Origin of the sequence: Kytococcus sp. HMSC28H12 (assembly GCF_001816045.1) — a bacterium.
Classification (GTDB): domain Bacteria; phylum Actinomycetota; class Actinomycetes; order Actinomycetales; family Dermatophilaceae; genus Kytococcus; species Kytococcus schroeteri.
The window spans coordinates 1-24959 of sequence record NZ_KV824354.1 but is presented as its reverse complement, the minus strand read 5'-3'; the positions used below and the strand labels follow the sequence as shown (position 1 = coordinate 24959).

Here is a 24959-nt window from a genome sequence, read left to right as displayed (position 1 = left end):
CGGCACCGCACCACTGCCCCACCGCCGCGCGCCCGGCAGCCGGGTCGATGCGGCGACGGGGCGCCACCTCAGACCGCCTCGCGCTCGATGGGGCAGCTCATGCAGCGGGGGCCGCCGCGGCCGCGTCCGAGCTCGCCACCGGCGATCTCCAGCACCTCCACGCCCTGCGTGCGCAGGTACTCGTTGGTGGTGGTGTTGCGCTCGTAGGCCACCACCACGTTCGGCTCCAGGGCCAGCACGTTGCAGCCGTCGTCCCACTGCTCGCGCTCGGCGGAGCGGTCGTCCTGGTCGGCGGCCAGCACGGTGATGGCGTCCACGCCCAGCGCCGAGGCGATGGCCGCGTCCAGCTGCTCGGGGGCGTTGTGCTGCACCTTCACCTGCGCGTCGGGGCCCTCGCCGTCGGCGGTCAGGGTCCAGCTCTGCATCGGCGGCAGGCCGGTGTAGCGGGTGAAGGTGGTGGGGTTGAGCATCGTCATGACCGTGTCCAGGTGCATGAGCGCACGCGCCTTGGGCATGTCCAGCGCCAGCACCGTGTGCGCCTGGCCGGAGGCCAGGAGGGTGCGGGCCACGCGCTCCACACCCTGCGGGTTGGTGCGCTCGGAGATGCCCACCATGACCGCACCGTTGCCGATGACGAGCATGTCGCCGCCCTCGGTGGTGGCCGGCCCGGAGGCCAGGCCGTCGTTCCACTGCTGGAAGTCGGCGTCGGCGAACAGCGGGTGCCAGCGGTAGATGGCCTCGAAGTGCACGGTCTCGCGGCGGCGGGCCTTCTTGTGCATGGAGTTCACCGAGACGCCGCCGTACATCCAGGCCGAGGTGTCGCGCGTGAACAGGTGGTTGGGCAGCGGGGCCAGCACCATGTCGCGGTCGGCCAGCGAGGCCATGTAGAGCGACGACGAGCCGGAGGCGCGCTCCAGCAGCTCACCCTTGGTGATGCCGCCCACCAGGAAGGTGGCCAGCTCCTCGGCCGGCATCTCGTCGAAGACGCCACGCAGCTCCTCCACGGCACGCGGGCCGATGATGCGCTCGTCCAGCGAGTTGTCCAGCACGTGCGCCCGGGCCTCGGGGATGCCCACGGTGGTCGTGAGGAGGTCGGAGAACTCGTGCACGAGGACGCCGCGGTCCTCCATCACGGTACGGAACTGGTCGTGCTCCTCCTGCGCGCGCTCGAGCCAGAGCACCTCGTCGAAGAGGTAGCGCTCGCAGTTGGAGGGGGTCAGGCGGCTCATCTCGAGCCCCGGACGGTGCACGATCACCTGCTTGAGACGGCCCACCTCGGAGCCCACGTGGAATGCCATGGAGAGATCCTTCCTCTCCCGGGAGGAGTGGCCGGCGGGGGCCGACCGCCCGGGGCGCCGATCCCCTTCGGACCAGCAGGCCCCGGCTGCCCGGGTGCATGTCACGTGCAAGGATCGCACGTATGCGAGCCACCGTGATCCACGCCGCCGGAGACGTCCGCCTCGAGCAGGTCCCCGACCCGCAGGTGGTGCTGCCCACCGACGCCGTGGTGCGCGTGGTGGCCAGCTGCGTGTGCGGTTCGGACCTGTGGCCCTACCGGGGCGCCAACGAGGTGACCGAGCCCCGCCGCATCGGCCACGAGTTCGTGGGCGTGGTGGAGGAGACCGGCGACGACGTGCAGCTGCGGCGGGGCCAGTTCGTCGTCGCTCCCTTCGTGTGGTCCTGCGGCGGCTGCGCCCCGTGCCGCTCGGGCGTGCAGACCTCCTGCGAGCGCGGTGGTGGCTGGGGCGGGCCGGACCGCGACGGGCACCTCGTGGACGGGGGCCAGGGCGAGGCCGTCCGCGTGCCCCGGGCCAACGGCACCCTGGTACCGGTGGACGGCGTCGACGAGGACGTGGAGGAGGGGTTGCTCAAGAGCCTGCTCACCTGCTCGGACGTCATGGGCACCGGCTGGCACGCCGCCACCCGCGCCGGGGTGCAGGAGGGCGAGACCGTCGTGGTGGTGGGCGACGGCGCGGTGGGCCTGTGCGGCGTGCTGTCCGCGCGGATGAAGGGCGCGGGGCGGATCATCGCGATGTCGCGGCACGCCCCGCGTCAGGCCGTGGCCCGCGAGTTCGGCGCCACCGACGTGGTGGAGGCCCGCGGCGACGAGGGCGTGCAGGCGGTGCGCGACCTGACCGACGGGCGGGGAGCCGACCGGGTGCTGGAGTGCGTGGGCACGCACGACGCGATGCTGCAGGCCATCCGCTCGGCGCGCCCCGGCGGCACGGTGGGCTACGTGGGCGTGCCGCACGGCATCGAGCTGCCGATCGAGCTGATGTTCCGGCGCAACGTCAACGTCGCCGGCGGGGTGGCCCCGGTGCGTGCCTACGGCGAGGCGCTGCGCGACGCGGTGCTGGCCGGCGACATCGAGCCGGGGAAGGTGTTCGACGCCGTGATGCCCCTGGACGACGTGGCCGAGGCCTACACCGCCATGGACGAGCGCGCCGCCATCAAGGTGATGCTTCGCCCGTGAGCGGGGCCTGATGGCGCGACGGCGCGAGCAGCGACGAGGCGGGCGACGGGGGCAGGACCCGTCGCCCGCCGCCGTGCTGCCCGGGCACCTGGGCTTCGAGGAGGCCGACGGCGGCGGCGTGCTCGTGCTGCGCGACGGGCGTCCGCAGTCGCACGTGGACCCCGACGACCCCACGCGGCTGGTGTTCCCCTACGTGCAGCACCTGGCCGCCGTGCTCGACCTCGTGCCCGGCGTGGCGGCCCCCGAACGGCTGGGCGTGACCCATGTGGGCGGGGCCGGCATGACCCTGGCCCGGTGGGTGCAGGCCACGCGTCCGGGGTCGCCGCAGATCGTGCTGGAGCCCGACGCGGCGCTCACCGAGGCGGTGCGCGCGCGCCTGCCGCTGCCAGCCGGGCACCGCATCAGGGTGCGGCCGCAGGACGGGGCCACCGGGGTGGCGGGGCTCAAGGACACCAGCGCCGACGCGGTGGTCGTGGACGCCTTCGACGACGGTGAGGTGCCGGCGGACCTGCTGACCGCCGCCTTCGCCGGCGACTGCCTGCGGGTGGTGGGTGACGGCGGGGTGCTGGCGATGAACGTCTCGGACGCACCGGGCCTGCCGACGGCGCGCGCCACCGCATCGGCCTGGGGGGAGGGCGGCTGGCGCGGCCCGGTGGCGATGGTGACCACCCGCGAGGTGGCCCGCGGCAAGCAACCGGGCAACGTGGTGCTCGTGGCCCGGCGGGGCGACGGCCCCACCGACATCGCGTGGGTGGAGACCCTGCGCCGGTGGGCGACCACCGCGGCGCTGCCCACCGAGGTGCTCATCGCCCGCTAGCGGAGTCCCCCCGCAGGGCCTCGACGAGGCCGTCGAGGCTCGTGACCTCACCCCACCCGGTCGGGGCCCCGATGCCGTGGGCCGGGTTGCTCACCGTCCTGCCGACGGGTCGGTCGCACCCCATGATGGGCAGCTCGTACCAGAGTCCCTCCGGGGAGGCGATCTCCCCGTTCCTCCCGCCCCAGAACACGAGGACCCGGTGCCCGACGGTCGCCAGCAGGTCGGCAACCACCTGCGGCCTGACCCCGAACCCCCGGGTACACGATCCGCAGGCGCTGTCGTGCACGAGCGCCCTGCACGGCATCGACCACGGTGCCGCTCAGGAACAGCATGCCGTCACGCGGGTCGGGATCCACGCGCAGCTCGGCCACGGCGATGGCCTCGAACCGCTCCCGGGCCTCGGTGGGCCGAAGCAGGTACTTCACGGTGGTACCCGTCAGCTGCTTGACGGCCGCCTCCGCCCACGGGTCCCGCGGTGGAATGGCACAGGTCTGCACCGGACCGGTGTCCCCCCTCCCGGGCAGGTCGCCCGTCCGGCATCCCGTGAGCAGACCTGCGCCCAAAGCCGCGGCGGTCACCAGCACCCCTCGCCGTGTCGTCATGCCTCCACACTCCCGGCCGACTGCCGCGCCGGGGCTCACCCCGTGGGCGGGACGCCTCCGGGGTCCGTGCGACCATGGCTCGATGACGGTCCAGCCCGGCCACCAGCGCACTCCCCGCAGGCTCCCCCAGAGCTCCAAGCTCGCCGACGTGCTCTACGAGATCCGCGGCCCGGTGAACGCCGAGGCGCAGCGCATGGAGGCCGCCGGCGAGCACGTGCTCAAGCTGAACATCGGCAACCCGGCGCCGTTCGACTTCCCGCCGCCCAGCGACATCCTGCGCGACATGATCGCCACCCTGCCGGTGAGCCACGGGTACTCCGAGTCCAAGGGCATCCTCTCGGCCCGGCATGCCGTGGTGGACCGGTACAACGAGACGCCCGGCTTCCCGCAGGTGGACGTGGACGACGTGTACCTGGGCAACGGGGTGAGCGAGCTCATCATGTTGCTGCTCAACGCCCTGCTCGACGACGGCGACGAGGTGCTCGTGCCCGCCCCGGACTACCCGCTGTGGACCGCGGCCACCTCCCTGTCCGGCGGGCGCCCCGTGCACTACGTGTGCGACGAGGCCACCGGGTGGAACCCCGACGTGGCCGACATCGAGGCCAAGGTGACCGATCGGACCAAGGCGATCGTCGTCATCAACCCCAACAACCCCACCGGCGCGGTCTACAGCGACGAGACCCTGCGCGCCCTGGCGGACGTGGCCCGCCGCCACGGGCTGCTGCTGTTCGCCGACGAGATCTACGACCGCATCACCTACGACGGCGTGCCGGCCACCAACCTGGCCACCTTCGCCCCGGACCTGCTGTGCGTCACCCTCAACGGGCTGAGCAAGACCTACCGCGTGGCCGGGTTCCGCTCGGCGTGGATGGTGATCAGCGGCCCGCGGGAGCACGCGCGCGGCTTCCTCGAGGGCGTGGAGCTGCTCACCTCCACCCGGCTGTGCGCCAACGTGCCCGGGCAGCAGGCCATCCAGGCCGCGCTGGGCGGGCGGCAGTCCATCGAGGACCTGCTGCTGCCGATGGGGCGTCTCACCCGCAGCCGCGACGTCGCCTGGGAGGGGCTCAACCGCATCGAGGGGGTGAGCTGCGTGAAGCCGACCGGGGCGCTGTACGCCTTCCCACGGCTGGACCCGGAGGTCCACGAGATCCGTGACGACCAGCAGTTCGCCCTGGACCTGCTGCGCAGCGAGAAGATCCTGGTGACCCACGGGTCGGGCTTCAACATCCCCACCACCGACCACTTCCGCGTGGTGACCCTGCCGCACCCGGACGACCTCACCGTGGCCGTGGAGCGCATGGGCAACTTCCTGCGCAGCTACCGGCAGGGCTGAGGGGGCCTCCCAGGTCCCGCACAGAACCGCCACGAGGGCGGGCGGGGGCCTAGGGCCACCCCATGACGACCACGGGTGGGGCGGGACGACGGTTCTGGGCGACGGCTGCTGCGGCGGCGCTGGCGGTACCGGTGCTGTCCAGCTGCACGGGAGGGCCGGACGAGGCCGCGCCCCACACGTCATCGAGCCCGAGCGACTCCGTCACCTGCGCCCGGGGCCGCGTGGACGCGCTCCACGAGGCCTTCCGGCCCGCCACGGACGGCATCTCGATGGACTACTCGACGACGCCGGAGGAGCTGCTGCGCCAGGCCGACGGCATCGCCGTGGTGGCGTTGCGCGGGCTGGGCACCGACGCGGCGTTCGACCTGACGCCCGGAGGGGGCGAGGGCGCCCGCCGGTACCCGCTGGAGGTGACGGCCGTCAGCGGCCGAGTGCCCAGCCCAGCTCCGGCAGTGCCATGACGAGGGTGACCAGCAGCGCCACCGAGAGCGCCCGCTCGGTGCGGAGCCGCCAGAACACGGCCCAGAGCACCACCACGGACACCGCACGGACGGTGAGCACGACCAGGTACCCGGACGCTCCCCCATCGACCGGGAGCGGGCCACCCGAGGCGGCGAGCACCGGCGCCGCGAGGAGCCACGCGGCCACCATCGCGGTGACCACCGCGCCGACCGCCCGGCCCGCCCCACCCACGGCCTCGCTGGGGCGGCGGGCCACGTACGTGGCCAGCGCGGTCACCAGGACGGTGGCCGCCAAGGGCAGGACGAGCTGGGTCACGGGCATGGCGTCAGGGTAGGTGGGCCCGCGGCACTGGCGTCAGTCCAGGGCGCACTGTGGCGGGGCGAAGACGCAGAACTCGTTGCCCTCGGGGTCGGCCATGACCGTCCGGTCGGGCTGCCGCTCGAGGACGGTCGCACCGGCGGCGTGCACTTGGCCCGCATCGGCCCAGAGGTCCCAGTGCACGCGGTTCCTCCCTCGCTTGGGCTCCGGGACGGCGGTGAACACGATGCTCTCCCACGGCCAGGCGCCGCCAGGGTCGACCCACCACCAACCGTGCTGCTCGTCGTGACCGAGCTCGCCGCCGACGACGCCGTGCCACCAGCGCACCTGAGTGCCGGGGTCCGCACAGTCCAGCACCAGCTCGTAGAACGGCTCGGACGCCGGCTCGTGGTGCCCTCGGGCAAGACTGTGGTGCGCCCACCGTCACCCTGGGCGGAGACGGTGTACCAGCAGGCGCCCTGCCCGTCCCACGCCAGCGTGTCCAGCACGAGCGGCTCCATGACGAGGTCCGACGGCGTGCCGGAGTAGGTCACCAGCCCGTCAGCGGCGGCCATGGAGAACGGCGTGGCTCGATCATCGGGCTCCCCGCCCCCGCCGCCAGAGCCGTGGCGGAACTGTGGCCGACCTGAGAGGTGGGGCCGGCGTGGGCCGCCGCCGACACCGAAGTGGCCGAGCCTCTCGAACCCGCATGAGCGCGATCACACGACCCACGCCACCCGTGAGTCAGGCGCGCTGCGCCGTGCGCACCCTCCGTGCGATGTCTCCCACGTCCCGGAGCTCCCCGGACGCCACGTCCATGACGAGGGTGAACGCCTCGGCGGGCGCGAGGTCCAGACGAAGACCTTGGAGGTCCAGGAGGACCAGCGCACCGAGGAAGCCCAACCGCTTGTTGCCGTCCACGAGCGGGTGGTGCGTGACGACGGAGTGCAGGAGGGCAGACGCCTTCTCCTCGGCCGACGGGTAGGCCTGAGCACCCATGACGGTCGTCCACGGGCGCTCCGCAGCCGACGCGAGCAGGCCGGCATCGCGGACGGGACCGATGCCCTCCTGCTCCGCCATGAGCAGGAGGTGGCGCAGGTCCAGGCGCACGGTCACACCGACCCGAGGCGGTCGAGCACCTCACGCCACTCGCCCCGCATCCGCTCCACGGACTCGGCCACGGCGAGGTCGGACCGACCGCGCTCAGCCCTCTCGAGCACCGCGAGGCGGATGATCTCCTGCCGGGAGCGTCCTTCGCGCTGCGACAGTTCCGCCAGAGCGGCATCCAGGGTCTCGTCGGTGCGTAGAGTCATGGCCACACAGGAACGGTATCATTACCGTACCGTCATGTCAGGCGGTGTCCCCGTGCCGCAGACCCGTCAACCACTTCAGAACCACTCCGCCGGCGAAACGGAATGACCCGGGCCTGCCGCACGGATAGGTGGCGCCTGATCTGGCTTGCCCGCTGAGCGGCCTGAAGGGGTATTGACGCCCCCCGGGGGGGGTGTCAACGTGGTTCCATGCGCGCAAAGTTGCTGTCCACCGTGACCTTGGGACTGACGCTTCTCCCGACCCCCGCGGCCTTCGCCGACTACCCTGAGGAGCCCTGGGGGAAACCGGTGGATGGTAAGCACACATACTGCTACGCGAACATGACATCCTCCGAGCAAGAGCCGGCGCGCTATGCCATGCGGCGACTTCGGGACACGACAGACATGACCATTGAGTATGTCGGATACGGGTGCGGCCGCTATTTCGGGTACAACGATGTGACGTGGTTCAGCGACAACCTTCCCCCTGGAGTGAGAGGCCGCTATGTCTGCGACGACTGCAGAGGCGGAAACTCCTACAAGGGTTCGGTCTATATCGACTTCGCCGAGCTGATAAAGGGGGAGGACGACTGGTCCGACATCCGCAAGACGACCGTGCACGAAGTGGGACACAGCGTGAGCTTTCGCCACGACAGCACCAGCGCCATGATCCAAGGAGAAGTCCCCTCGACCCACTGGCGCTGGCGCTCTTACAGCGCATCGGACATAGACGACATCAATAGGTTCTTCTAAGGAGAATCATGCCTACCTACCCACGCGCCGGAATCGTTCTCTTGTCTGCCACCCTGATGCTGACCGGCTGCAATGGAATGTCAGAGGAACGCTCCCTCCACGACCTCAATGCCGAGAGCCGCACACACGTGGACTACGAGCCGGTGAACACGAGCGCCGACGTCGTGGAGAGGGCCACCGATGCCGCCGTTGTGCGCCTCAAATACGCGCAGCCCGGCCACCAGCGCAGGATCCTGGGCGAGGTCCGGTACGAGTTCGCATCTCTGACCGCGGAGGTGGTGGAACCCCTGCACGGATCCAGCGAAGCAGGGGAGGTGGTGCATCTCGAGATGATGCAGCCGGAGGGATCCGACCTCGAGGACATCCGCGCCGCTCTCCCGACCGGCGAGGTGGTTGCCGTCTGGAGCCCGTGGACCGGTGAGTCCCCGGAGGGCACGTCCCTCACAGTCCCCGAGGGAGGCGTCGTGGACGACCCGCCGAAGGTGTTGTTCGCTGACGGCCTCTGGTACGAAGATTCTGGCCAGCTCGAGAACCCCATGGTTGCGGGTGAGGACCCAGGCTCACCGTGGCCTCACGCTGAGGACGTCCAGGACGTCGCACGAAGCATCAAGGAGGCTGGCTGACGGGCTAGCCTGCGGAACGCCAGCCTCTCAGCGGAAGGACTCCCCCGTCAGCCGCTCGAAGGCCTCCACGTACTTGGCGCGCGTTCCCTGCACCACCTCGTCCGGCAGCGCCGGCGGCGGGGCGTCGGAGGCCTTGTCCCACCCGGACGCCTCGGAGGTCAGCCAGTCGCGCACGTACTGCTTGTCGAAGCTCGGCTGCTGGCGGCCCGGCGCGAACCCGTCAGCCGGCCAGAAGCGCGAGGAGTCCGGCGTGAGCACCTCGTCGGCCAGCACGATGCGCACCCGCCCGGAGGCCAGGTCGTCCTCGGTGACGGTGCGCAGGTCGGTGTCGGCGTCCACGCCCTCCAGGCCGAACTCCACCTTGGTGTCGGCCACGATGATGCCGCGACCGGCCGCCACCTCGTGCCCGCGGCGCAGGATGTCCACGGTGAGGTTGCGGGCGGCGCGAGCCAGCGGGTGGCCGATGGTCTCGCGGACCTGCTCGAAGCTGATCGGCTCGTCGTGCTCCCCCGCCGGGGCCTTGGTGGAGGGCGTGAAGACCGGGTCGGGCAGCTCGGAGCCGTCCACGAGCCCCTCGGGCAGGCGGATGCCGGAGACGGTGCCGGTGGCCTCGTACTCCTTCAGGCCGCCGCCGGTGAGGTGGGCGCGGGCCACGCACTCCACGGGCAGCATGCGCAGCTTCTTCACCAGCACCGCGCGGCCGGCCACGGCGTCGGGCACGTACGGCGCCCCGGTGGCCAGCACGTGGTGCGGCACCAGGTCGGCCAGCTGGTCGAACCACCACAGGCTCATGCGGGTGAGCACCTCGCCCTTGTCGGCGATGGGGGTGCTCAGGATGTAGTCGTAGGCGCTGATGCGGTCGCTGGCCACCATGAGCAGCACCTCGTCGGCTCCGTACCCCTCGGGCAGCGGGGCGTCGGGGCCGGGCGCGTACAGCTCGCGCACCTTGCCGGCGTGCACCAGCTCGTAACCGGGCAGCTCGCGGGGGGTCTGGGTGCTCACAGCGTGATCCTTCCGGCCGCGGCCTCGGCGGCGATATCGGTGCGGGCCCACCCACCGGGCAGGTCGATGAGGGACAGCCCGGCGTAGGCGTTCTCCCGGGCGTGGGCCAGGTCGGCACCGCGGGCCACCACGTCGAGCACGCGACCGCCGTCGGCCAGCAGGCGGTCGTCCTCGGTGCGGGTACCGGCGTGCAGCACGGTCACCCCGCGGGCCTCGGCCTCGGCGATGCCGGTGAGCTGGCCGCCCTTGACGGGCGCGGCCGGGTAGCCGTCGGCGGCCAGCACCACCACGCAGGCGGCGTCGTCGGTGAAGGTGGGCCCGGCGGCATCGGACAGGGTGCCGGTGGCGGTGGCGTGCAGCAGCTCGGCCAGCGGGGAGGTGAGGCGGGCCAGCACGGCCTGGGAGTCCGGGTCACCGAAGCGGACGTTGAACTCCACCACGCGCGGACCGGCGGCGGTGAGCGCCAAGCCCACGTAGAGCACGCCCACGAACGGGTTGCCGCGGCGGGCCATCTCGTCGGCCACCGGCTGGGCGATGGTGCGCACCACCTCGGCCTCGAGGTCGGCCGGCGCCCACGCGAGCGGGCTGTAGGCACCCATGCCGCCGGTGTTGGGGCCGAGGTCGCCGTCGCCGGCGCGCTTGAAGTCCTGGGCGGCCGGCAGGGCGATGGCGCTCGTGCCGTCGAGCAGGCAGAAGACGCTGGCCTCCGGGCCGTCGAGGTACTCCTCCACGACCACGTGGCCCTCCTTGGCGATGCAGTCCGCGGCGTGGCGCTGCGCCTCCTCGCGGTCGGTGGTCACCACCACGCCCTTGCCGCCGGCCAGTCCGTCGGCCTTGACCACCCACGGCACGGCCTCACCGGCCGCGTTGGTGGCGAAGGCGTTCAGGGCAGCAGGCACGGAGTCCTCGTCGGTGCAGACGCGGGCCTCGGCGGTGGGCACGCCGGCAGCGGTCATGACCTCCTTGGCGAAGGACTTGGAGCCCTCCAGACGGGCCGCCTCGGCGTCCGGGCCCACGGTGGGCACGCCGGCCTCGCGCAGCGCGTCGGCGATGCCGGCCACCAGCGGGGCCTCCGGGCCCACCACCACGAGGTCGACGCCCAGCTCGCCGGCGAGCGCGACGACGGCGGCCGGGTTGCCGGCATCGACCGCGCGGCACTGGGCGAGCTGCGCCATGCCGGGGTTGCCGGGGGCGGCGAACAGTTCGTGCGGGTGGTCGGGGTGCTGGGTGCGGCGGAGGGCCTCGAGGATGCCGTGCTCGCGTCCGCCGGTGCCGAGGACGAGGATCTTCACGGGCCGAACCCTATCGGGGCGGGGCGGGGCGGCCCGGGGTGGCGCCGGCCACCGCGGCTCAACCGGCGGGCGTGGTCACGAGGCCGCGCGCCCAGGCCGGCCCGGCGTCCTCGGCGGACCGGCGGTACTCCAGCCGCGTGTGGTTCCGGTCCTCGCGGGCCTGCATGAACTCGAGCTCCTCGGGTACCAGGGCGTAGAGCTGCCAGTCCGGGTTGGGGGCGCCGTCGTATCCCGGCCGCCCCTCCCAGTCCCGCTGCGAGGCGGACTCGTCCAGAGCACGCACGGCGCCGGTGACACGCACCGTGCGGCCGGCCTCCTTGAACCAGAACAGCATCGAGGCCCGGGGGTGGTCGGCCAGCTGCTGGCCCTTGCGGCTGGTGCGGTGGGTGGAGAAGTGGAATCCGCGGGCGTCCACCTCCTTGAGGATCAGCACGCGGCCCACGGGCGTGCCGTCGGGGGCCAGGGTGGTCAGCGCCATGCCGTGCGGCTGGCGCTCCCCGGCCTCGATGGCGTCGTCCAGCCAGGCGAGGAAGAGCTCGACGGGGTCGGCCGGTGCGGTCTCCGGGTCGAGGACGGGCAGGTCCGCCGGGAACGCGGGCAGGGCACGGAGGCGGTCGCTCAACTGGCTCATGCCCTCCACGCTAGAAGGGCACGGGCGGGTCGCTCCAGCCGAGGACAGCGCACGCCGTGGCCGCCTGACGTCGAGGGACGGTGGAGTGCCGTGCCCGCATCGCGGGAAGCCCGCTCCACCGTGTGGGCACGCGCGCGGGCGGGGTGTGCGGGCGGACGGCGCGAGGGCGAGCCGCGCGGGCGACACTCGCCCGGCGCCTTGCCACGATGGGGGCATGAGCGACGTGAACGGCATCCGCATCGAGTGCGTGCAGGGCGACATCACCACCCAGCCGGTGGACGCCGTCGTCAACGCGGCCAACTCCGGGCTGCTGGGCGGCGGCGGGGTGGACGGCGCCATCCACCGGGCGGCCGGGCCGTCGCTGCTGGCCGAGTGCCGCCAGCTGCGCGCCACCTCGCTCCCCGACGGGCTGCCCGTCGGGGATGCCGTGGCCACCGGGGCCGGGGGCCTGCCGGCCCGCTGGGTGGTGCACACGGTGGGCCCCAACCGTGGTGCGGGCGAGACCGATCCCGCGCTGCTGCGGGCGGCGTTCGCCGGCTCACTCCGGGTGGCCGACGAGGTGGGCGCCCACTCCGTGGCGCTGCCGGCCGTGGGCGCGGGGGTCTACGGGTGGTCGGCCACCGACGCCGCGCGCGAGGCGATGGCGGCCGCCCGGGAGTTCGCCGCCGGCGGGCCGGCCTCCGTGCGGCTGGTGCGCTTCGTGCTGTTCTCACCAGAGCTGCTGGCGGCCTTCGAGGCCGAGCAGCCCGACCGCTGAGCCCCTCAGAGGCCGGCCACGAGGGTCGGCAGCACCTGGCCGGCCGGGGCCGCGATGACGTGGTCGGCCCCCTCGGGCAGCGACGGCCCAGCCGGGTTGACCTCCACCACGGGCACCCCGGCCTCCCGCGCGATGCCGGGAACGGCCGCCGCCGGGTACACCAGCCCCGAGGTGCCCACGACCACCACGAGGTCCGCCTGCTCGGCCGCCTCCACGGTGGCGGCGAGCGCCCGCTCGGGCAGCATCTCGCCGAACCACACCACCCCCGGCCGCACCCAGCCGCCGCACTCGGTGCAGACCGGCGGCTCCAGACGCTCCACGGGCTCGGGCACCTGGGGGTAGTCGGCCCGGGACGGCACCCCGCAGTCGGCGCACCGCAGCGCGAACAGGTCGCCGTGGACGTGCGCCATCACCGCGGTACCGGCCCGCTCGTGCAGGTCGTCCACGTTCTGGGTGCCCACCCGCAGGTCCACCCCCTCGCGCTGCTGCCACCGGGTGATGGCGTGGTGCCCGGCGTGCGGCTGCGCGCGGCGCACCAGCGACGCCCGCCAGGCGTACCAGGCCCAGGACCGCGCGGGATCGGCCTCCCACGCCTCGCCGGTGGCCAGCGCCATCGGGTCGAAGCGCTCCCACAGCCCCGTCTGCGCCTCCCGGAAGGTGGGCACCCCCGACTCGGCGGACGCCCCGGCGCCGGTGAGCACCACCACCCGCTCAGCGTTCCGGGCCAGCTCGACGACGGCGGGCGGCACGGCATCGTGGGTCTTCATGCCGCCCACGCTAACCACCGGGGACACGACGAGGCGGGGCCGGCGACGTGCCGGCCCCGCCTCGCGGGTCACCTCGGAGGGGGCTGGTCTCAGAGGTCGCGGTCGAGCTCGAAGGTGCCGCCCTTGATGGTCACCACGTGCTTCACGGTCACCATGGCACCGTCGGCGCGGTTCTCCAGGGTCGTGTACTCCATGGTGCGCGAGGGGCACTCGAGCACCACGCGGTAGCGCTGGGTGGCGTGGGCGTTCTCACCGTCGGCCACGATGTGGGCGCCCGACCAGGTGCCGTAGATGCCCAGGCCGGCGCGCTGGCGGTGGGCCACGGTGGCGGTGGCGACGCCGTCGGTGCCCACCTTGGCGTCGGTGGCGCCGGAGAACTTCACGCGCAGGGAGCCGGAGGAGGGGGTGGCGGTGGTGGACACGTAGGACTGCGTACCGGAGGTGCGGCCCGCCACCGAGGGGGCGTCCACCACGCGGAAGCGCAGGGTCACCTGGTAGCCCTCGGGCAGGGCGTAGCGGGACTCGTTGGCCACCGTGAACTGGCCGGTGCTCATGGCGCCGGGCACGGGGGTGGTGACGGTGACGTTGGAGGCCTTGAGGTCGATGACCTCGTTGCGGGTCTCGTACACGTGCTCCGGCTCGGCGTGGGCGGCGGTGGCGGCCCCGGTGGCGGCGGCCACGATCGCGCCGAGGGCGGAACGGCGGGTCATGGTGTTCATGCGCAGATCTCCTGGGTGTGTGGTCGGTGGGGCTCAGTAGCGGCTCTCGGGCAGCTCGCCGTCGGCGTACTGCTCCACGCGGACGTCCTTGGCGGTGGGGGCGGTACCCGAGACCGGGGTGGGCTGGCTCCAGGTGCCGTTGAGCTTGCAGTACTGCTGGGTGCCCTTGAAGCTCACCGTGTTGAAGCCGTAGGTGGCGCGGGCGGCGTAGCCCGGCTTCACGTCGACCGGGCCGATGGTCTGGCCGGTGGTCCAGCTCATCGTGTAGCTGAAGCCGGGCTGGATGGCCTGGGTCCAGGTGGCGGCGATCTCGCCGCTGCCGTTGTCACCGCTGCCGGTGCCACCGAGGGTGAACGAGCGCGAGAAGTCACCGTCGAGCTTGAGGGTGAACGACTGGGTGGCGCTCAGCTCCTGGGTGAGCGGGATGGGCTTGTCGCTGAGGTTGGTGGTCTGGATGGCGCCCACCGGGGTGAAGCTGGTGCGCACCTCGGTGATGTGGGTGCGGTACTGCTCCCAGGCGTTGCAGACGGGCTTGTCGTTGAGCAGGTTGGAGCGGACCGGTCCGGCGTTCTTGATGTGCCAGACGTCCGTCTCCTTCCAGGACGAGTCGGCCTGGGCGGCGGTGGTGGCGGTGCCCGCCAGGCCGGTGGCCAGGGCGGCGGCTGCAGCGGCGATGCGCAGGGTCCTCATGGTTCTCTCCTGTGGGTTCGCGAGGTGTGGACGGGGGTCGGGCGCTGGTGCGATCTGCCCGGAGCCGCACACGCTAGGAGCGTCACAGGTGCGGAAATGACCATCCGCAGGAGATTTCACTAATCATTTACCGAACATTTACCCTCACGCCTGAGGAATAGCCCCACAAATCATTCCGCCGTGAAATGAATACGTGGCCTGGCTCACTTCTCCGGCTCCCGCGCCGAGCCCCGGCCGCCACACCCGGGCACGGCTCGCCCGCCCGTAGACTTGAGGGCCGTTTGCCCGAGGGCCACCACCGAGCAGGAGACCGCAGTTGAGCACCCCCCGTGAGCAGGACCCCGTCGCCGAGCGCGAGATCGCCCTCGAGCAGGCGCACGTCGACCGGGTGCACGCCGAGCTGGCCAAGGCCGCCGAGCGCGCCGGCCTGGTGGAGGCCGAGGGCCTGGCCCGCGGGCGCACCATGCGCACCGGCGACGTCCGCGACGAGGAGATGTCCGGCCTGTTCGAGCGCGACGCCCTGGTGTTCAGCAGCCACAAGCGCCGCACCTCCCTGGAGATGGAGCACGAGGGCCTGGTCTTCGGCCGCCTCGACCTCGACCACTCGATGCCGGACGCCGGCCCCGCCGAGGGCGACGCCCCCACCGTCGAGGAGGTCCGCTACATCGGCCGCCTGGGTGTGCGCGACGACGACTACGAGCCCCTGGTGGTGGACTGGCGTGCCCCGGCCGCCAGCGCCTTCTACCGGGCCACGCCCGTGCAGCCCCACAAGGTGGTGCGCCGCCGCGTGCTGCGCTGCCGCGCCGAGCAGGTCATCGGCATCGAGGACGACCTCATGGTGGCCGAGCCGCCGGCCGACCTGCCCGTGGTGGGCGACGGCGCGCTCATGGCCGCCCTCACCCGCTCCCGCGGCGGGCGCATGCGCGACATCGTGGCCACCATCCAGCAGCACCAGGACGAGGCGATCCGCGCCGAGGCCCGCGGCGTCACCACCATCACCGGCGGCCCGGGCACCGGCAAGACCGTGGTGGCCCTCCACCGCGCCGCCTACCTGCTCTACACCGACCGGCGCCGCTACGAGCACGGCGGCGTGCTCGTCATCGGTCCCAGCGCGGCCTACACCGCCTACATCGAGCGCGTGCTGCCCACCCTGGGCGAGGACTCCGTGGCCCTGCGCGCCGCCGGCGACGTGGTGGACGGCCTCACCGGCGTGCGCCTGGACACCCCCGAGGCCGCCGCCGTGAAGGGCGCCCTGCGCATCCGCCGGGTGCTGGCACGAGCCGCCAAGGCCCCCGCCCCGGACGCGCCCACCGAGCTGCGCACCTTCGTCAGCGGCCACGCCCTGCGCATCGACGAGAAGGCGCTGCGCCGCATCCGCAACACCGTGCTGCGGGGAGCCAAACGCAACGACGCCGCCGCGGCGGCACGCGAACTGCTCTCCCGGGAGGCGTGGACGCAGGCCCGCTCGCAGATGTCCGGTGAGGTGCTGCGCGAGGACCGGGAGCGCTTCTTCGACCGCTTCGAGGACTCCCGCGAGGTGGACGCCTTCATGGAGTCCTGGTGGCGCCCCGTGGACCCCCGCGAGGTGGTGCTCTGGCTCGCCGACGCCGAGCGCCTGGCCGACTGGGCCCGCGACCTGCTGGACGCCGACGAGCAGGCCGCGCTGGCGGCATCGATGCAGGTGGCCCTGGACACCGGCACCTGGTCGGTCGCCGACGCGGCACTGGTGGACGAGGTGGCCGCGCGCATCGGTGAGCCCCGGGTGGAGGTGGACACCGAGCGCGGCTTCTACGAGGTGGAGGAGCTGGAGGACGCCAGCCAGTACGGCGTGGCCGCGCTCAAGGGCGGCGAGGGGCGCTCCGAGGCCGAGTACCACCAGGTGACGCCGACCACCGCGTGGGAGCGGCTGCTGTACGGCACCGTGGAGCCGCCCGAGGCGTACGCGCACCTGCTGGTGGACGAGGCGCAGGACCTCTCCCCCATGCAGTGGCGCATGCTGGGCCGCCGCGGCCGCACCGCCTCGTGGACCGTGGTCGGCGACGCCGCGCAGGCCTCCTGGCCCGATGCCGCCGAGGCCGCCGAGGCGCGCGAGGAGGCCTTCGGGGCCAAGCCGCGCCGCTCGTTCCACATGGACACCAACTACCGCAACGCCTCGGAGATCTTCGCCTACGCCGCGGAGTACATCCGCCGCCACGAGGCCGATGCGGACATCCCGAACGCGGTGCGGGAGACCGGCATCGAACCGACCGAGCGGGCCGTGGCCGCCAGTGGGCGGGACTCCGGGGCGTGGGCGACCGCCGCCGTGGAGGCCGCCCGCGAGCTCACCGGCGCGGTCGACGGCGCGATCGCCGTCATCACGCCGCAGGTGCACCGGGTGGACGTCGAGGCCGCGTGCGAGCCGCTGCGCGCCGAGCACCCGCAGGTGGTGGTCATCGACCCGATGAGCACCAAGGGCCTGGAGTACGACGCGACCGTGGTGGTGGACCCCGAGGAGATCGTGGCGGAGTCCCCCGGCGGCGCGCGCGTGCTCTACGTGGTCTTCACCCGCGCCGCCCACCGGATGGTGGTGCTGACCGAGCAGTGAGGGCTGCGGGAGGCCGATGGTGGCCGGGACGCGGCCGCACCGGGGCGCCGAGGCGCCTCAGGGGTTCTGCGGCCCCGGCGAGACCCACTCACCCGGGACGGCATCGCCCTCCTCCTGGGTGCCGTTGAGGAAGTAGCTGTCCACGTACCGCGTGAGCGCCAGCCCACCCTCCTTCACTCGGGCGATGTCCTCCGCAGAGGGTTCCCGGTCATCGCCGGGGATGGCCAGGTAGGCGGCGCTGCGCCCCTCGGTGATGCCGACGCTGAGGACGGTCCACGGGCCGGGGACCTCGCCGACGGCGTCGAGCAGGCCCTCCATCTGACCGGCCGGCAGCAGGCGGGTGTCGAACGAGAGGTTGACCGGTTCGGTCGCCCCCGGCACGGCCGAGGCGGCCACCTCGCCCTGCACCACGGCCCCGGCCGGCCACGAACGCACCGCCCGGTCGAGCTCGACCGCCTGGGAGCGGTCCATCTCCCCGACCTCCATGGACAGGTGGCCGTCCGGTGTCTGCTGCATCGTCCGGACCTCGATGCCCTGCCCTGCGAGCTCCGCGCCGATCGCGGCGAGCGACGCAGTGTCCTGGCCGGCCCCCGCCTGAAAGGTGAACGACGACCCGCCCTGCCCCTGGATGGTGACCGTCAGGTCGTTGCCGACGGCACCACCGCTGGTTGCGATGGACCGCGCGAGGTCGGCCATGTCCGCATCCGGCACCACCGCCGAGACGCTCGACGGCGTCACCATGGCCACGTGGTCCACGTCGGGATCGAGCGGCTGCGCGTCGGGAGCCGCAGCCTCGAGGTCGGAGGCCAGACCCAGGGTCCGCCGGTCGACCAGGTCGTCGCCCTGCAGTCGGAAGGTGACGCCCTCCCGCTCACCGACCCGGTACTTGGGGTCCCCTCCCTCGGTGAGGACACCGGCCATCGCCCCGGCGACGGAGAGGATCTGCTCGTCGCTGTTCTCGGGCGAGAAGTGCAGCGTCGTGATGACCTCGGGGTTGGTTCCGCCGAACAGAGTGTCCGGTTCCTCGAAGGTCACCGAGTCGACCGACTGCACCTGCGGCTGGTCCCGGGCCCACGACTCGAACTCCTCCACCTGCCCCTCGTCCACACCTGACCCACACCCGGCGGTTAGGGCCAGCCCGGCCGCGGTCAGGACCATCCACATGCGCCTCATGCGGCCACGGTAGGCGGCCTGCGGGACACAGGGATCCTCCTGTGGTTCCGCGGCTCCTCCCGGCGGGAGGCCGAGGAGCGCGCCGTGGCCGCCAGCGGGGCGGACTCCGGAGCGTGGGCCACGGCCGCCGTGGAGGCCGCGTCCGGCCTGCTCGAGGCCGTCGAGGGCGCCATCGCGGTCATCACACCCGAGGCGCACCGGCTCGACATGGAGGCCGCCACGCAGGAGCTGGGCGAGGAGAATCCGCGGGTCTTCGTCATCGACCCGATGAGCACCAAGGGCCTGGAGTACGACGCGACCGTGGTGGTGGACCCCGAGGAGATCGTGGCGGAGTCCCCCGGCGGCGCGCGCGTGCTCTACGTGGTCTTCACCCGCGCCGCCCACCGGATGGTGGTGCTGACCGAGCAGTGAGGGGGTGCCGGGCGCCCGTCACCCCGCTGCGTCCAGGTCCACCGTCCCCGTGCGCTCGACCACGGGCACCGTCAGAGCCTTCGACTCGCCGTCGCACGTCAGCCGCAGGTGCACCTGCACCGTCCACCGGCCGTCCTCGGGCCGGTCAACCTCGCTGTCCTCCCAGTCGTCCGCCAACTCACAGTCGCCGTCCGGAAACCCCAGGAGATCTCGGTAGAGGTCGGTCGTCTCCGCGTCGGTGGTCGGGATGGGCTGCGGTCCGCCCCGCGTGATGCCGCTGGCGGCATCCCCGTCCCCACGGTCCACGCGCTCGAAGAAGGCCGCCGCGGTCTGCACCGCGTCGTCCTCGGTCGGCTGGGGGCCGCAGGCGGCGAGGCCCACGACCGACGCACACACCAGAGCACTGCGTCGCATCACCGCATCCTCCGTCGATCCTCCCCCGGGGGCGGCTCAGCGCTCCGGGGCCAGCTCGTGGCGCACGATGGACTGCTCGCGCCCCGGGCCCACGCCGATGACGCTGATGCGCGTGCCGATGAGCTCCTCCAGGCGCAGCACGTAGTCCTGCGCGGCCTGCGGCAGGTCGGAGAACTCGCGGCATCCGGAGATGTCCTCCTGCCAGCCCGGGTGGTCCTCGTAGACCGGCTGGGCGTGGTGGAAGTCGCTCTGCGACATCGGCATCTCGTCGAAGTATACCCACTCGCCCTCGGTGCGCCCGTCGCCCAGCCCGGACGCCTCGGCCACCGGCACCCGGTACCCCGTGGCGATCCGCAGGGTCTCGAAGCCGGTGAGGGTGTCCAGCTTGGTGAGGACCATGTCGGTCAGCCCGTTGACGCGCGTGGCGTAGCGGCCCACGAGGGCGTCGGCCCAGCCACAACGACGCGGACGCCCGGTGGTGGTGCCGAACTCGCCACCGGCCCGGCGCAGGGCCTCGCCGGTCTCGTCGAGCAGCTCGGTGGGGAACGGCCCCTCGCCCACGCGGGTGGTGTAGGCCTTGAAGATGCCGACCACGCGGTCCATGCGCCCCGGGGCCATGCCCGACCCGGTGGAGGCACCGGCGGCCACGCAGGAGGACGAGGTCACGAACGGGTAGGTGCCGTGGTCGACGTCCAGCATCGTGGCCTGGCCCGCCTCGAACAGCACGGTCTGCCCGGCATCGAGCGCGCGGGTGATCTCCAGGCCGGAGTCCACCACCATCGGGCGCAGACGCTCGACGTAGGACCGCAGCTCGGCGACGGTCTCCTCGACCTCCACGGCTCGGCGGTTGTAGGTCTTGACCAGCAGCTCGTTCTTGAGCACCAGCGCCGCCTCGACCTTCTGGCGCAGGATCGACTCGTCGAACAGGTCCTGCACGCGGATGCCGATGCGGTTCATCTTGTCGGCATAGGTGGGGCCGATACCGCGGCCGGTGGTGCCGATCTTGCGCTTTCCGAGGAAGCGCTCGCCGACCTTGTCGAGCGTGGTGTTGTACGGCGCGATGACGTGGGCGTTGGCACTGACGCGCAGCTTGCTGGTGTCCACGCCGCGGGCCTCCAGGGCCTCGATCTCCTCGAAGAGGACGGCCAGGTCGACCACGACGCCGTTGCCGATGATGGGCGTGACCCCGGGGGTCAGGATGCCGCTGGGCAGCAGGTGCAGGGCGTACTTCTCGCCGTCGATGACCACGGTGTGGCCGGCGTTGTTGCCCCCGTTGAACTTGACCACCTGGTCGACGCGCGCGCCGAGCTGGTCGGTGGCCTTGCCCTTGCCCTCGTCGCCCCACTGGGCGCCCACGATCACGATCGCCGGCATGCCGGTTCCCTTCGCCCCGCGCTGGATCGCGTCCCCGGACGGTGCTTCCCGCCGGTGCACCGGCTGGCTGCGGGTCTCGCCGCCGCGCGGGAGCCGGTACCGGGGGAGTCTACCGGCGGGGCGGGCTGCGGGACGGGGCCCCGGGGCCGGGACGCCCGGCGCCATCCACCCGCACCGGCCGCCGCCGAGCTCACCCACCGCCAATCACCGAGGTCACTCGCCCCCCACCGCCACTGAGGTCACTCGCCCGCCCCCACCGCCGCTGAGGTGTCCATCAATGGACCTCTCGACAGTCGAAGTGACCATTGATGGACACCTCAGTGGTGTGCCGGGACACCGCGGCGGCGGGTCCCGGCTCCGGCATCATCGGGCCATGACGAGCGACGCCGCCTGGTGGACCCCTCCCCCGCCCGATGCCGGACGCCTGGTCCGGCTCGTGCCCCTCACCGCCGAGCACGCCCCCGGCTGGCTCGAGGCCGCCCGGGCCACCGGCCCCGAGGCGTGGCGCTGGCTGTCCCGCCCCTTCCCGCGCACCCTCGAGGAGGCGCGCGCCGACGTGGCCGACGCCCTGGCGGCCCGGGAGGCCAGCACCCGCATCCCCCTGGCCCAGACGGACACCGCGACCGGCGCCTTCCTGGGCACCACGTCCTTCTATGCCCCCGACCCGTCGGTGCGGTCGGTCGCCGTCGGCTTCACCTGGCTGCGCGGCGACCTCCACGGCCGCGGCCACAACGCCGACTCCAAGCTGCAGATGCTGCGCCACGCCTTCGAGCGCATGGGCGCCGAGGTGGTCGTCTGGCACACCGACGCGCTCAACGCCCGCAGCCGCGCGGCCATCGAGAAGCTCGGCGCCCGCCACGACGGGGTGCTGCGCCACCACAAGCGCCGCCCCGACGGCACGGTGCGCGACACCGCCTGCTTCTCCCTGCTGGCCCACGAGTGGCCGGCTGCCCGGGACCGGCTGGAGGCCCGGGTGCGGGAGGCGGTCGGGTGACGGAGCTCTACACCGCCGGGGGTGCCGCTGGGGGTGAGGACCAGTCACCCGCTGCGGATGACGGTGGACGCCCACCGCGCGTACCTCCGTGGGCCAGGCGCCCACTGAGGGCCAGGTACCCGCCGGGACACCCCCCCAGGTACCCGCGAGAGGTCCATTGATGGTCACCTCGACTGTCGAGATGACCATCAATGGACCTCTCGGCCGATGGGGAGGGGGCGCTCCGGCCCCGCAGCGCCCGGGCGTCACCGCCTCCGGCCTACGCAGCGCCCGGGCGTCACAGGCCGAGGGCGGCGTACCCCTCGGCGCTGGAGTCCTTGAGGAACTCGCGGCAGCGGTGCTCCTCGTCGGCCTCACCGATCTCGCCGGCGGCCCGGGAGAGCGCCGCCACGCACCGCAGGAACCCGCGGTTCGGCACGTGCTCCCACGGGATCGGCCCCTGCCCGCGCCAGCCGGAGCGCCGCAGCGCGTCCAGCCCTCGGTGGTAGCCGGTGCGGGCGAAGGCGTAGGCCTCGATGGTGAGCCCGTCCTCCAGGGCCGCCTCGGCCAGCTCCGCCCAGGCAGCGGACGAGGTCGGCCGTGCCGCCGCCACCGTCCGCGCGTCCTGACCCTGCTCCAGGGCCGGCACGGCCGGGTCCTCCGGCAGCTCGGTGGGCGGGATGCCCAGCAGGTTCTCGCCGGCCATCAGCGGTGCGTCCCGGCCGAGCGCAGGTTCTCGCAGGCCAGCGCCACCCGAGCCGCCATCGACTCCTCGGCGGCCTTGCCCCAGGAGCGCGGGTCGTACTGCTTCTTGTTGCCCACCTCGCCGTCGACCTTCAGCACGCCGGAGTAGTTCTCCAGCATCCAGCCGGCCACCGGGCGGGTGAAGGCGTACTGGGTGTCGGTGTCCACGTTCATCTTCACCACGCCGTAGTCCACCGCATCGGAGATCTCCTGCTCGGTGGAACCGGAGCCGCCGTGGAAGACCAGGTCGAAGGGCTTGTCGGCCACGCTCGAGTGCTGGCTGGGGCCGAACTTCTCGACCACGGCCGCCTGCGCCTGCTTCAGGATCTCCGGGCGCAGCTTCACGTTGCCCGGCTTGTAGACACCGTGCACGTTGCCGAAGGTCAGGGCGGCCATGTACCGGCCCTTCTCGCCCAGGCCCAGGGCCTCGACGGTGGCGATGGCGTCCTCGGGGGTGGTGTACAGTTGCTCGTTGATCTCGTTGGCGACGCCGTCCTCCTCGCCGCCGACCACGCCAATCTCGACCTCGAGGATGATGTCGAGGGCCTTGCAGCGCTCCAGCAGCTCGGTGGCGATCTGCAGGTTCTCCTCCAGCGGCACCGCCGAGCCGTCCCACATGTGCGACTGGAACAGCGGGGTGCCGTGCGCCTTGTACTCCTCCTCGGAGGCGTCCAGCAGCGGGCGCACGAAGCCGTCCAGCTTGTCCTTGGGGCAGTGGTCGGTGTGCAGGGCGATGTTCACGTCGTAGTTCTTGGCCACCTCGCGGGCGAAGGCCGCGAAGGCGCGCGCACCGGTGACCATGTCCTTGACGGTGGGTCCGGAGAAGTACTCCGAGCCGCCGGTGGAGACCTGGATGATGCCGTCGGACCCGGCCTCGGCGAAGCCCCGGATGGCGGCGTTCAGCGTCTGGGAGGAGCTGACGTTGATGGCCGGGTAGGCGAACTTCTCCGCCTTGGCCCGGTCGAGCATGTCGCGGTAGACCTCAGGGGTTGCGATGGGCATGTGGTTCTCCTTCTCCAGTCCGTCCTGAACGGGCGCGGCGGCTCACCACGCGGGCGGGTCCGGCACCGTTGCCTGCTGCCGGCCATCCTGTCAGACCGACCCGCGACCACCCAGCCCCGGTGACACCTCAGGCAGTCCGTTCGGAGGCCTGCGCCGTGCGGATCTCCGCAACCGCCAGCGACCCAAGGCACACCCCCGTCAGCAGCACCCCGGCCGCCGTGATGACCGGCACCCCGCCCCACAGCTCCAGTGCAGCCCCGGCCAGCGCCTGCCCCACCGGAATGCCGATGGTGGACAGCGCCATCACCACAGCGTGCAGGGCGACCATGGAGCGCTGATCCACCGAGCCGAACAGCAGGGAGTCGGAGTACACGCTGCCCAACACCAGCAAGACCCCGGCGAGGAGCAGCAGGACCAGGGTGGCCGGTCGTGAGATGGCCAGACACGCCCCCACCACGCACAGCACCGCTCCGAGGCTTCCCCAGGTACCCGCCTGACCCACGTGCTCGGGGCCGCGCCACCGCGAGACCACCAGGCCCATCACGATGGTGGCGACCGCGAGCGTCGCCTCCGCCAGGCCGTAGTACCCCGCACCCCAGCCGCGTTCCTGCACCCGCGCAACCAGCACCACCGAGAGCAGGGCCATGCCCGCCAGGTTGAGGGCGAAACCGCGCAGCACGAGCCACTTGCGCAGCGGGTGCCGCAGCACCATCCCGAGAGACTCCCTCACCGATGGGGAACCCGCCTCCTGCTCCGGCTCCTCTGCCACCACCCGAGGCAGACACAGCACGATCGCCATGGCCGCCAGGAAGGTCACGGCGTTGAACACCACGATCCAGGTGAGCCCGCCGGCCGCCAGGACGACTCCTCCGGCGGCGGCGCCCAGCACTCCCCCGGCCGCGTTGCTCAGCTGCCGGACACCCATGGCACGGGTCAGATCCCCCTCGGGGGCGATCTGCTGCAGGAACGCGCTGCTGGAGGGTCTGTACACCGCCGCCAGGAGGGCGAGCACCACCCCGGTGGAGGCCAGTACCCAGACGCGCGGAAGCCCCTGCAGCACACCAACCCACGCGGCCAGGAGCACCAAGAAGCCCAACGCGTCGCTGCACACCATGGCCCGCCACGTCCCGAGCCGACCGACCAAACGACTGGCCGGGACCATGAGCAACGAGGTGACCGCCGCACAGACGGCCAAGTATGTTCCGGAGATGCCGGGGCCACCGTCGTCCATGATCAGCCAGATCACGGCCAGAGCCCACGCGGCATCGCCCACCATCGAGAGCCCCCGCGCGAACCCGAACCACCACACCCGGCCCATCAGCACCTCTCCCCAGCGAAGGAGAAATGGTCACCGAACAACTCGTTCGGATAGCCCCCGGCCATGCGCCTAGCCACGCGCAGGATGCCAGCAGAACCAGTAGCAAAATCACAGGATGACTTCATCAGACCCTCACCGGGGAAGACGCGCCCACTCTGCCCAAGGGCCCACGACGCGCCATGAACGAATTCGGGACGCACGCCGAAAACATCAATCACAGCCTCCAACTGGCCTCGGCCGACTTTTGCAACATGGGGGTCACCAAGCATTCGGCCGAGATCGAAATTCGCCTCCGCTACACCCGCGCCACCAAAAATATAGCCAGGTAGCACCATATGCCTATACGAAATGGCTTTTAGGCACTTTCTCGCGATGTCCTTACAGCCCAGCCGAGCGGCCACCTGCGCAATCCGGCTCTTCCGATCTGAGGGTGTAGCA

At 72.4% G+C, this 24959-nt stretch carries 29 protein-coding genes; 10 read left to right on the top strand and 19 right to left on the bottom strand.

From position 1 onward, the window contains the following. Positions 1-68 precede the first annotated feature (68 nt). Positions 69-1298, bottom strand: a complete 1230-nt coding sequence (locus tag HMPREF3099_RS03695; RefSeq protein ID WP_070704106.1) for an arginine deiminase — start codon at positions 1296-1298, stop codon at positions 69-71. Positions 1299-1420: 122 nt separating this feature from the next. Here HMPREF3099_RS03695 and HMPREF3099_RS03690 point away from each other — a divergent pair, with 122 nt between their 5' ends. Both HMPREF3099_RS03690 and HMPREF3099_RS03685 read left to right on the top strand, forming a co-directional pair. Continuing rightward, entirely contained in the window at positions 1421-2473 is a 1053-nt protein-coding gene (locus HMPREF3099_RS03690) for a zinc-binding dehydrogenase (RefSeq protein ID WP_070704103.1), read from the top strand. Between the two features lie 10 nt (positions 2474-2483). Next, a complete protein-coding gene (locus HMPREF3099_RS03685; RefSeq protein WP_141761973.1) occupies positions 2484-3290 on the top strand; it encodes a spermidine synthase in 807 nt (268 codons plus the stop codon). Here the strand turns inward: HMPREF3099_RS03685 and HMPREF3099_RS03680 are convergent. Continuing rightward, the gene (locus HMPREF3099_RS03680) at positions 3277-3522 is read right to left on the bottom strand and encodes a hypothetical protein (RefSeq protein ID WP_141761972.1); all 246 of its coding nucleotides are present in this window, start codon (positions 3520-3522) and stop codon (positions 3277-3279) included. The two genes, HMPREF3099_RS03685 and HMPREF3099_RS03680, sit on opposite strands and share 14 nt — an antisense overlap. 452 nt (positions 3523-3974) lie before the next feature. Here HMPREF3099_RS03680 and HMPREF3099_RS03675 point away from each other — a divergent pair, with 452 nt between their 5' ends. Continuing rightward, positions 3975-5225, top strand: coding sequence for a pyridoxal phosphate-dependent aminotransferase (locus HMPREF3099_RS03675; RefSeq protein ID WP_070704088.1), 1251 nt, complete (start codon positions 3975-3977; stop codon positions 5223-5225). Positions 5226-5287: 62 nt separating this feature from the next. After that, positions 5288-5686 carry a hypothetical protein gene (locus HMPREF3099_RS03670; RefSeq protein WP_070704085.1) on the top strand — a complete coding sequence of 133 codons (399 nt, stop codon included), beginning with the start codon at positions 5288-5290 and terminating at the stop codon, positions 5684-5686. On the opposite strand, the gene HMPREF3099_RS03665 is transcribed toward HMPREF3099_RS03670, so the two are convergent. The 4 genes from HMPREF3099_RS03665 to HMPREF3099_RS03650 form a co-directional block, all read right to left on the bottom strand. Then, complete coding sequence (locus HMPREF3099_RS03665; protein WP_070704081.1) at positions 5646-6008, bottom strand: hypothetical protein; 363 nt, start codon at positions 6006-6008, stop codon at positions 5646-5648. The two genes, HMPREF3099_RS03670 and HMPREF3099_RS03665, sit on opposite strands and share 41 nt — an antisense overlap. Before the next feature lie 33 nt (positions 6009-6041). Then, positions 6042-6362 carry a VOC family protein gene (locus HMPREF3099_RS03660; protein ID WP_083323465.1) on the bottom strand — a complete coding sequence of 107 codons (321 nt, stop codon included), beginning with the start codon at positions 6360-6362 and terminating at the stop codon, positions 6042-6044. 366 nt (positions 6363-6728) lie between these two features. Continuing rightward, entirely contained in the window at positions 6729-7094 is a 366-nt protein-coding gene (locus tag HMPREF3099_RS03655; RefSeq protein WP_237769733.1) for a type II toxin-antitoxin system death-on-curing family toxin, read from the bottom strand. A 2-nt stretch (positions 7095-7096) separates the two neighbouring features. Then, positions 7097-7297 carry a ribbon-helix-helix protein, CopG family gene (locus HMPREF3099_RS03650; RefSeq protein ID WP_202816677.1) on the bottom strand — a complete coding sequence of 67 codons (201 nt, stop codon included), beginning with the start codon at positions 7295-7297 and terminating at the stop codon, positions 7097-7099. 207 nt (positions 7298-7504) lie between these two features. Here HMPREF3099_RS03650 and HMPREF3099_RS03645 point away from each other — a divergent pair, with 207 nt between their 5' ends. Together HMPREF3099_RS03645 and HMPREF3099_RS03640 are read left to right on the top strand one after the other, a co-directional pair. After that, positions 7505-8047: a zinc metalloprotease gene (locus tag HMPREF3099_RS03645; protein WP_070704071.1), complete on the top strand. Its 543-nt coding sequence runs from the start codon at positions 7505-7507 to the stop codon at positions 8045-8047. Between the two features lie 8 nt (positions 8048-8055). Beyond that, positions 8056-8670, top strand: coding sequence for a hypothetical protein (locus HMPREF3099_RS03640; RefSeq protein ID WP_070704069.1), 615 nt, complete (start codon positions 8056-8058; stop codon positions 8668-8670). A gap of 27 nt (positions 8671-8697) precedes the next feature. On the opposite strand, the gene HMPREF3099_RS03635 is transcribed toward HMPREF3099_RS03640, so the two are convergent. From HMPREF3099_RS03635 to HMPREF3099_RS03625, 3 genes are read right to left on the bottom strand one after another with little or no spacing between them, the layout of a single operon-like run. Continuing rightward, positions 8698-9672, bottom strand: coding sequence for a phosphoribosylaminoimidazolesuccinocarboxamide synthase (locus HMPREF3099_RS03635; protein ID WP_070704067.1), 975 nt, complete (start codon positions 9670-9672; stop codon positions 8698-8700). After that, positions 9669-10964, bottom strand: coding sequence for a phosphoribosylamine--glycine ligase (purD, locus tag HMPREF3099_RS03630; RefSeq protein ID WP_070704064.1), 1296 nt, complete (start codon positions 10962-10964; stop codon positions 9669-9671). Before purD ends, HMPREF3099_RS03635 begins: the two co-directional genes overlap by 4 nt. A 58-nt stretch (positions 10965-11022) precedes the next feature. Further along, on the bottom strand, positions 11023-11595 hold the full coding sequence (locus tag HMPREF3099_RS03625) for a pyridoxine/pyridoxamine 5'-phosphate oxidase (protein WP_070704060.1): 573 nt from the start codon (positions 11593-11595) through the stop codon (positions 11023-11025). 214 nt (positions 11596-11809) lie between these two features. On the opposite strand from HMPREF3099_RS03625, the gene HMPREF3099_RS03620 reads away from it, so the two are divergent. Further along, on the top strand, positions 11810-12352 hold the full coding sequence (locus HMPREF3099_RS03620; RefSeq protein WP_070704057.1) for an O-acetyl-ADP-ribose deacetylase: 543 nt from the start codon (positions 11810-11812) through the stop codon (positions 12350-12352). A gap of 5 nt (positions 12353-12357) precedes the next feature. Here HMPREF3099_RS03620 and HMPREF3099_RS03615 read toward each other — a convergent pair whose 3' ends face one another. From HMPREF3099_RS03615 to HMPREF3099_RS03605, 3 genes are all read right to left on the bottom strand, one after another. After that, positions 12358-13119: an SIR2 family NAD-dependent protein deacylase gene (locus HMPREF3099_RS03615; RefSeq protein WP_070704109.1), complete on the bottom strand. Its 762-nt coding sequence runs from the start codon at positions 13117-13119 to the stop codon at positions 12358-12360. Between the two features lie 89 nt (positions 13120-13208). After that, on the bottom strand, positions 13209-13838 hold the full coding sequence (locus HMPREF3099_RS12710) for a hypothetical protein (RefSeq protein WP_070704054.1): 630 nt from the start codon (positions 13836-13838) through the stop codon (positions 13209-13211). A 33-nt stretch (positions 13839-13871) separates the two neighbouring features. Further along, positions 13872-14528: a hypothetical protein gene (locus HMPREF3099_RS03605; protein ID WP_070704052.1), complete on the bottom strand. Its 657-nt coding sequence runs from the start codon at positions 14526-14528 to the stop codon at positions 13872-13874. A 316-nt stretch (positions 14529-14844) separates the two neighbouring features. Here HMPREF3099_RS03605 and HMPREF3099_RS03600 point away from each other — a divergent pair, with 316 nt between their 5' ends. Continuing rightward, positions 14845-17112, top strand: coding sequence for a HelD family protein (locus tag HMPREF3099_RS03600; protein WP_070704050.1), 2268 nt, complete (start codon positions 14845-14847; stop codon positions 17110-17112). 57 nt (positions 17113-17169) lie between these two features. Here HMPREF3099_RS03600 and HMPREF3099_RS03595 read toward each other — a convergent pair whose 3' ends face one another. Next, on the bottom strand, positions 17170-18285 hold the full coding sequence (locus HMPREF3099_RS03595) for a hypothetical protein (protein ID WP_141761971.1): 1116 nt from the start codon (positions 18283-18285) through the stop codon (positions 17170-17172). Positions 18286-18369: 84 nt separating this feature from the next. Between HMPREF3099_RS03595 and HMPREF3099_RS03590 the strand changes: the two genes are divergently transcribed. Further along, the gene (locus HMPREF3099_RS03590) at positions 18370-18696 is read left to right on the top strand and encodes an ATP-binding domain-containing protein (protein ID WP_070704046.1); all 327 of its coding nucleotides are present in this window, start codon (positions 18370-18372) and stop codon (positions 18694-18696) included. An 18-nt stretch (positions 18697-18714) separates the two neighbouring features. On the opposite strand, the gene HMPREF3099_RS03585 is transcribed toward HMPREF3099_RS03590, so the two are convergent. Both HMPREF3099_RS03585 and HMPREF3099_RS03580 read right to left on the bottom strand, forming a co-directional pair. Continuing rightward, the gene (locus HMPREF3099_RS03585; protein ID WP_141761970.1) at positions 18715-19110 is read right to left on the bottom strand and encodes a hypothetical protein; all 396 of its coding nucleotides are present in this window, start codon (positions 19108-19110) and stop codon (positions 18715-18717) included. Positions 19111-19146: 36 nt separating this feature from the next. Further along, a complete protein-coding gene (locus HMPREF3099_RS03580) occupies positions 19147-20484 on the bottom strand; it encodes an adenylosuccinate synthase (protein ID WP_070704040.1) in 1338 nt (445 codons plus the stop codon). Between the two features lie 373 nt (positions 20485-20857). Between HMPREF3099_RS03580 and HMPREF3099_RS03575 the strand changes: the two genes are divergently transcribed. Continuing rightward, positions 20858-21478 (top strand): GNAT family N-acetyltransferase, encoded by a 621-nt coding sequence (locus HMPREF3099_RS03575; RefSeq protein WP_070704037.1) that lies wholly within the window; start codon positions 20858-20860, stop codon positions 21476-21478. Positions 21479-21755: 277 nt separating this feature from the next. Here the strand turns inward: HMPREF3099_RS03575 and HMPREF3099_RS03570 are convergent, their stop codons facing one another. The 4 genes from HMPREF3099_RS03570 to HMPREF3099_RS13350 form a co-directional block, all read right to left on the bottom strand. Then, positions 21756-22163, bottom strand: a complete 408-nt coding sequence (locus tag HMPREF3099_RS03570) for a DUF3151 domain-containing protein (protein WP_070704035.1) — start codon at positions 22161-22163, stop codon at positions 21756-21758. Then, on the bottom strand, positions 22163-23203 hold the full coding sequence (gene fbaA, locus HMPREF3099_RS03565) for a class II fructose-bisphosphate aldolase (RefSeq protein ID WP_070704032.1): 1041 nt from the start codon (positions 23201-23203) through the stop codon (positions 22163-22165). The genes HMPREF3099_RS03570 and fbaA overlap by 1 nt, the downstream gene beginning before the upstream one ends. A gap of 127 nt (positions 23204-23330) precedes the next feature. Continuing rightward, positions 23331-24521 (bottom strand): MFS transporter, encoded by a 1191-nt coding sequence (locus tag HMPREF3099_RS03560; RefSeq protein ID WP_070704029.1) that lies wholly within the window; start codon positions 24519-24521, stop codon positions 23331-23333. Further along, on the bottom strand, positions 24521-24959 hold a 439-nt coding region (locus HMPREF3099_RS13350; RefSeq protein WP_237769732.1), incomplete at its 5' end, for a glycoside hydrolase family protein. The genes HMPREF3099_RS03560 and HMPREF3099_RS13350, both read right to left, overlap by 1 nt.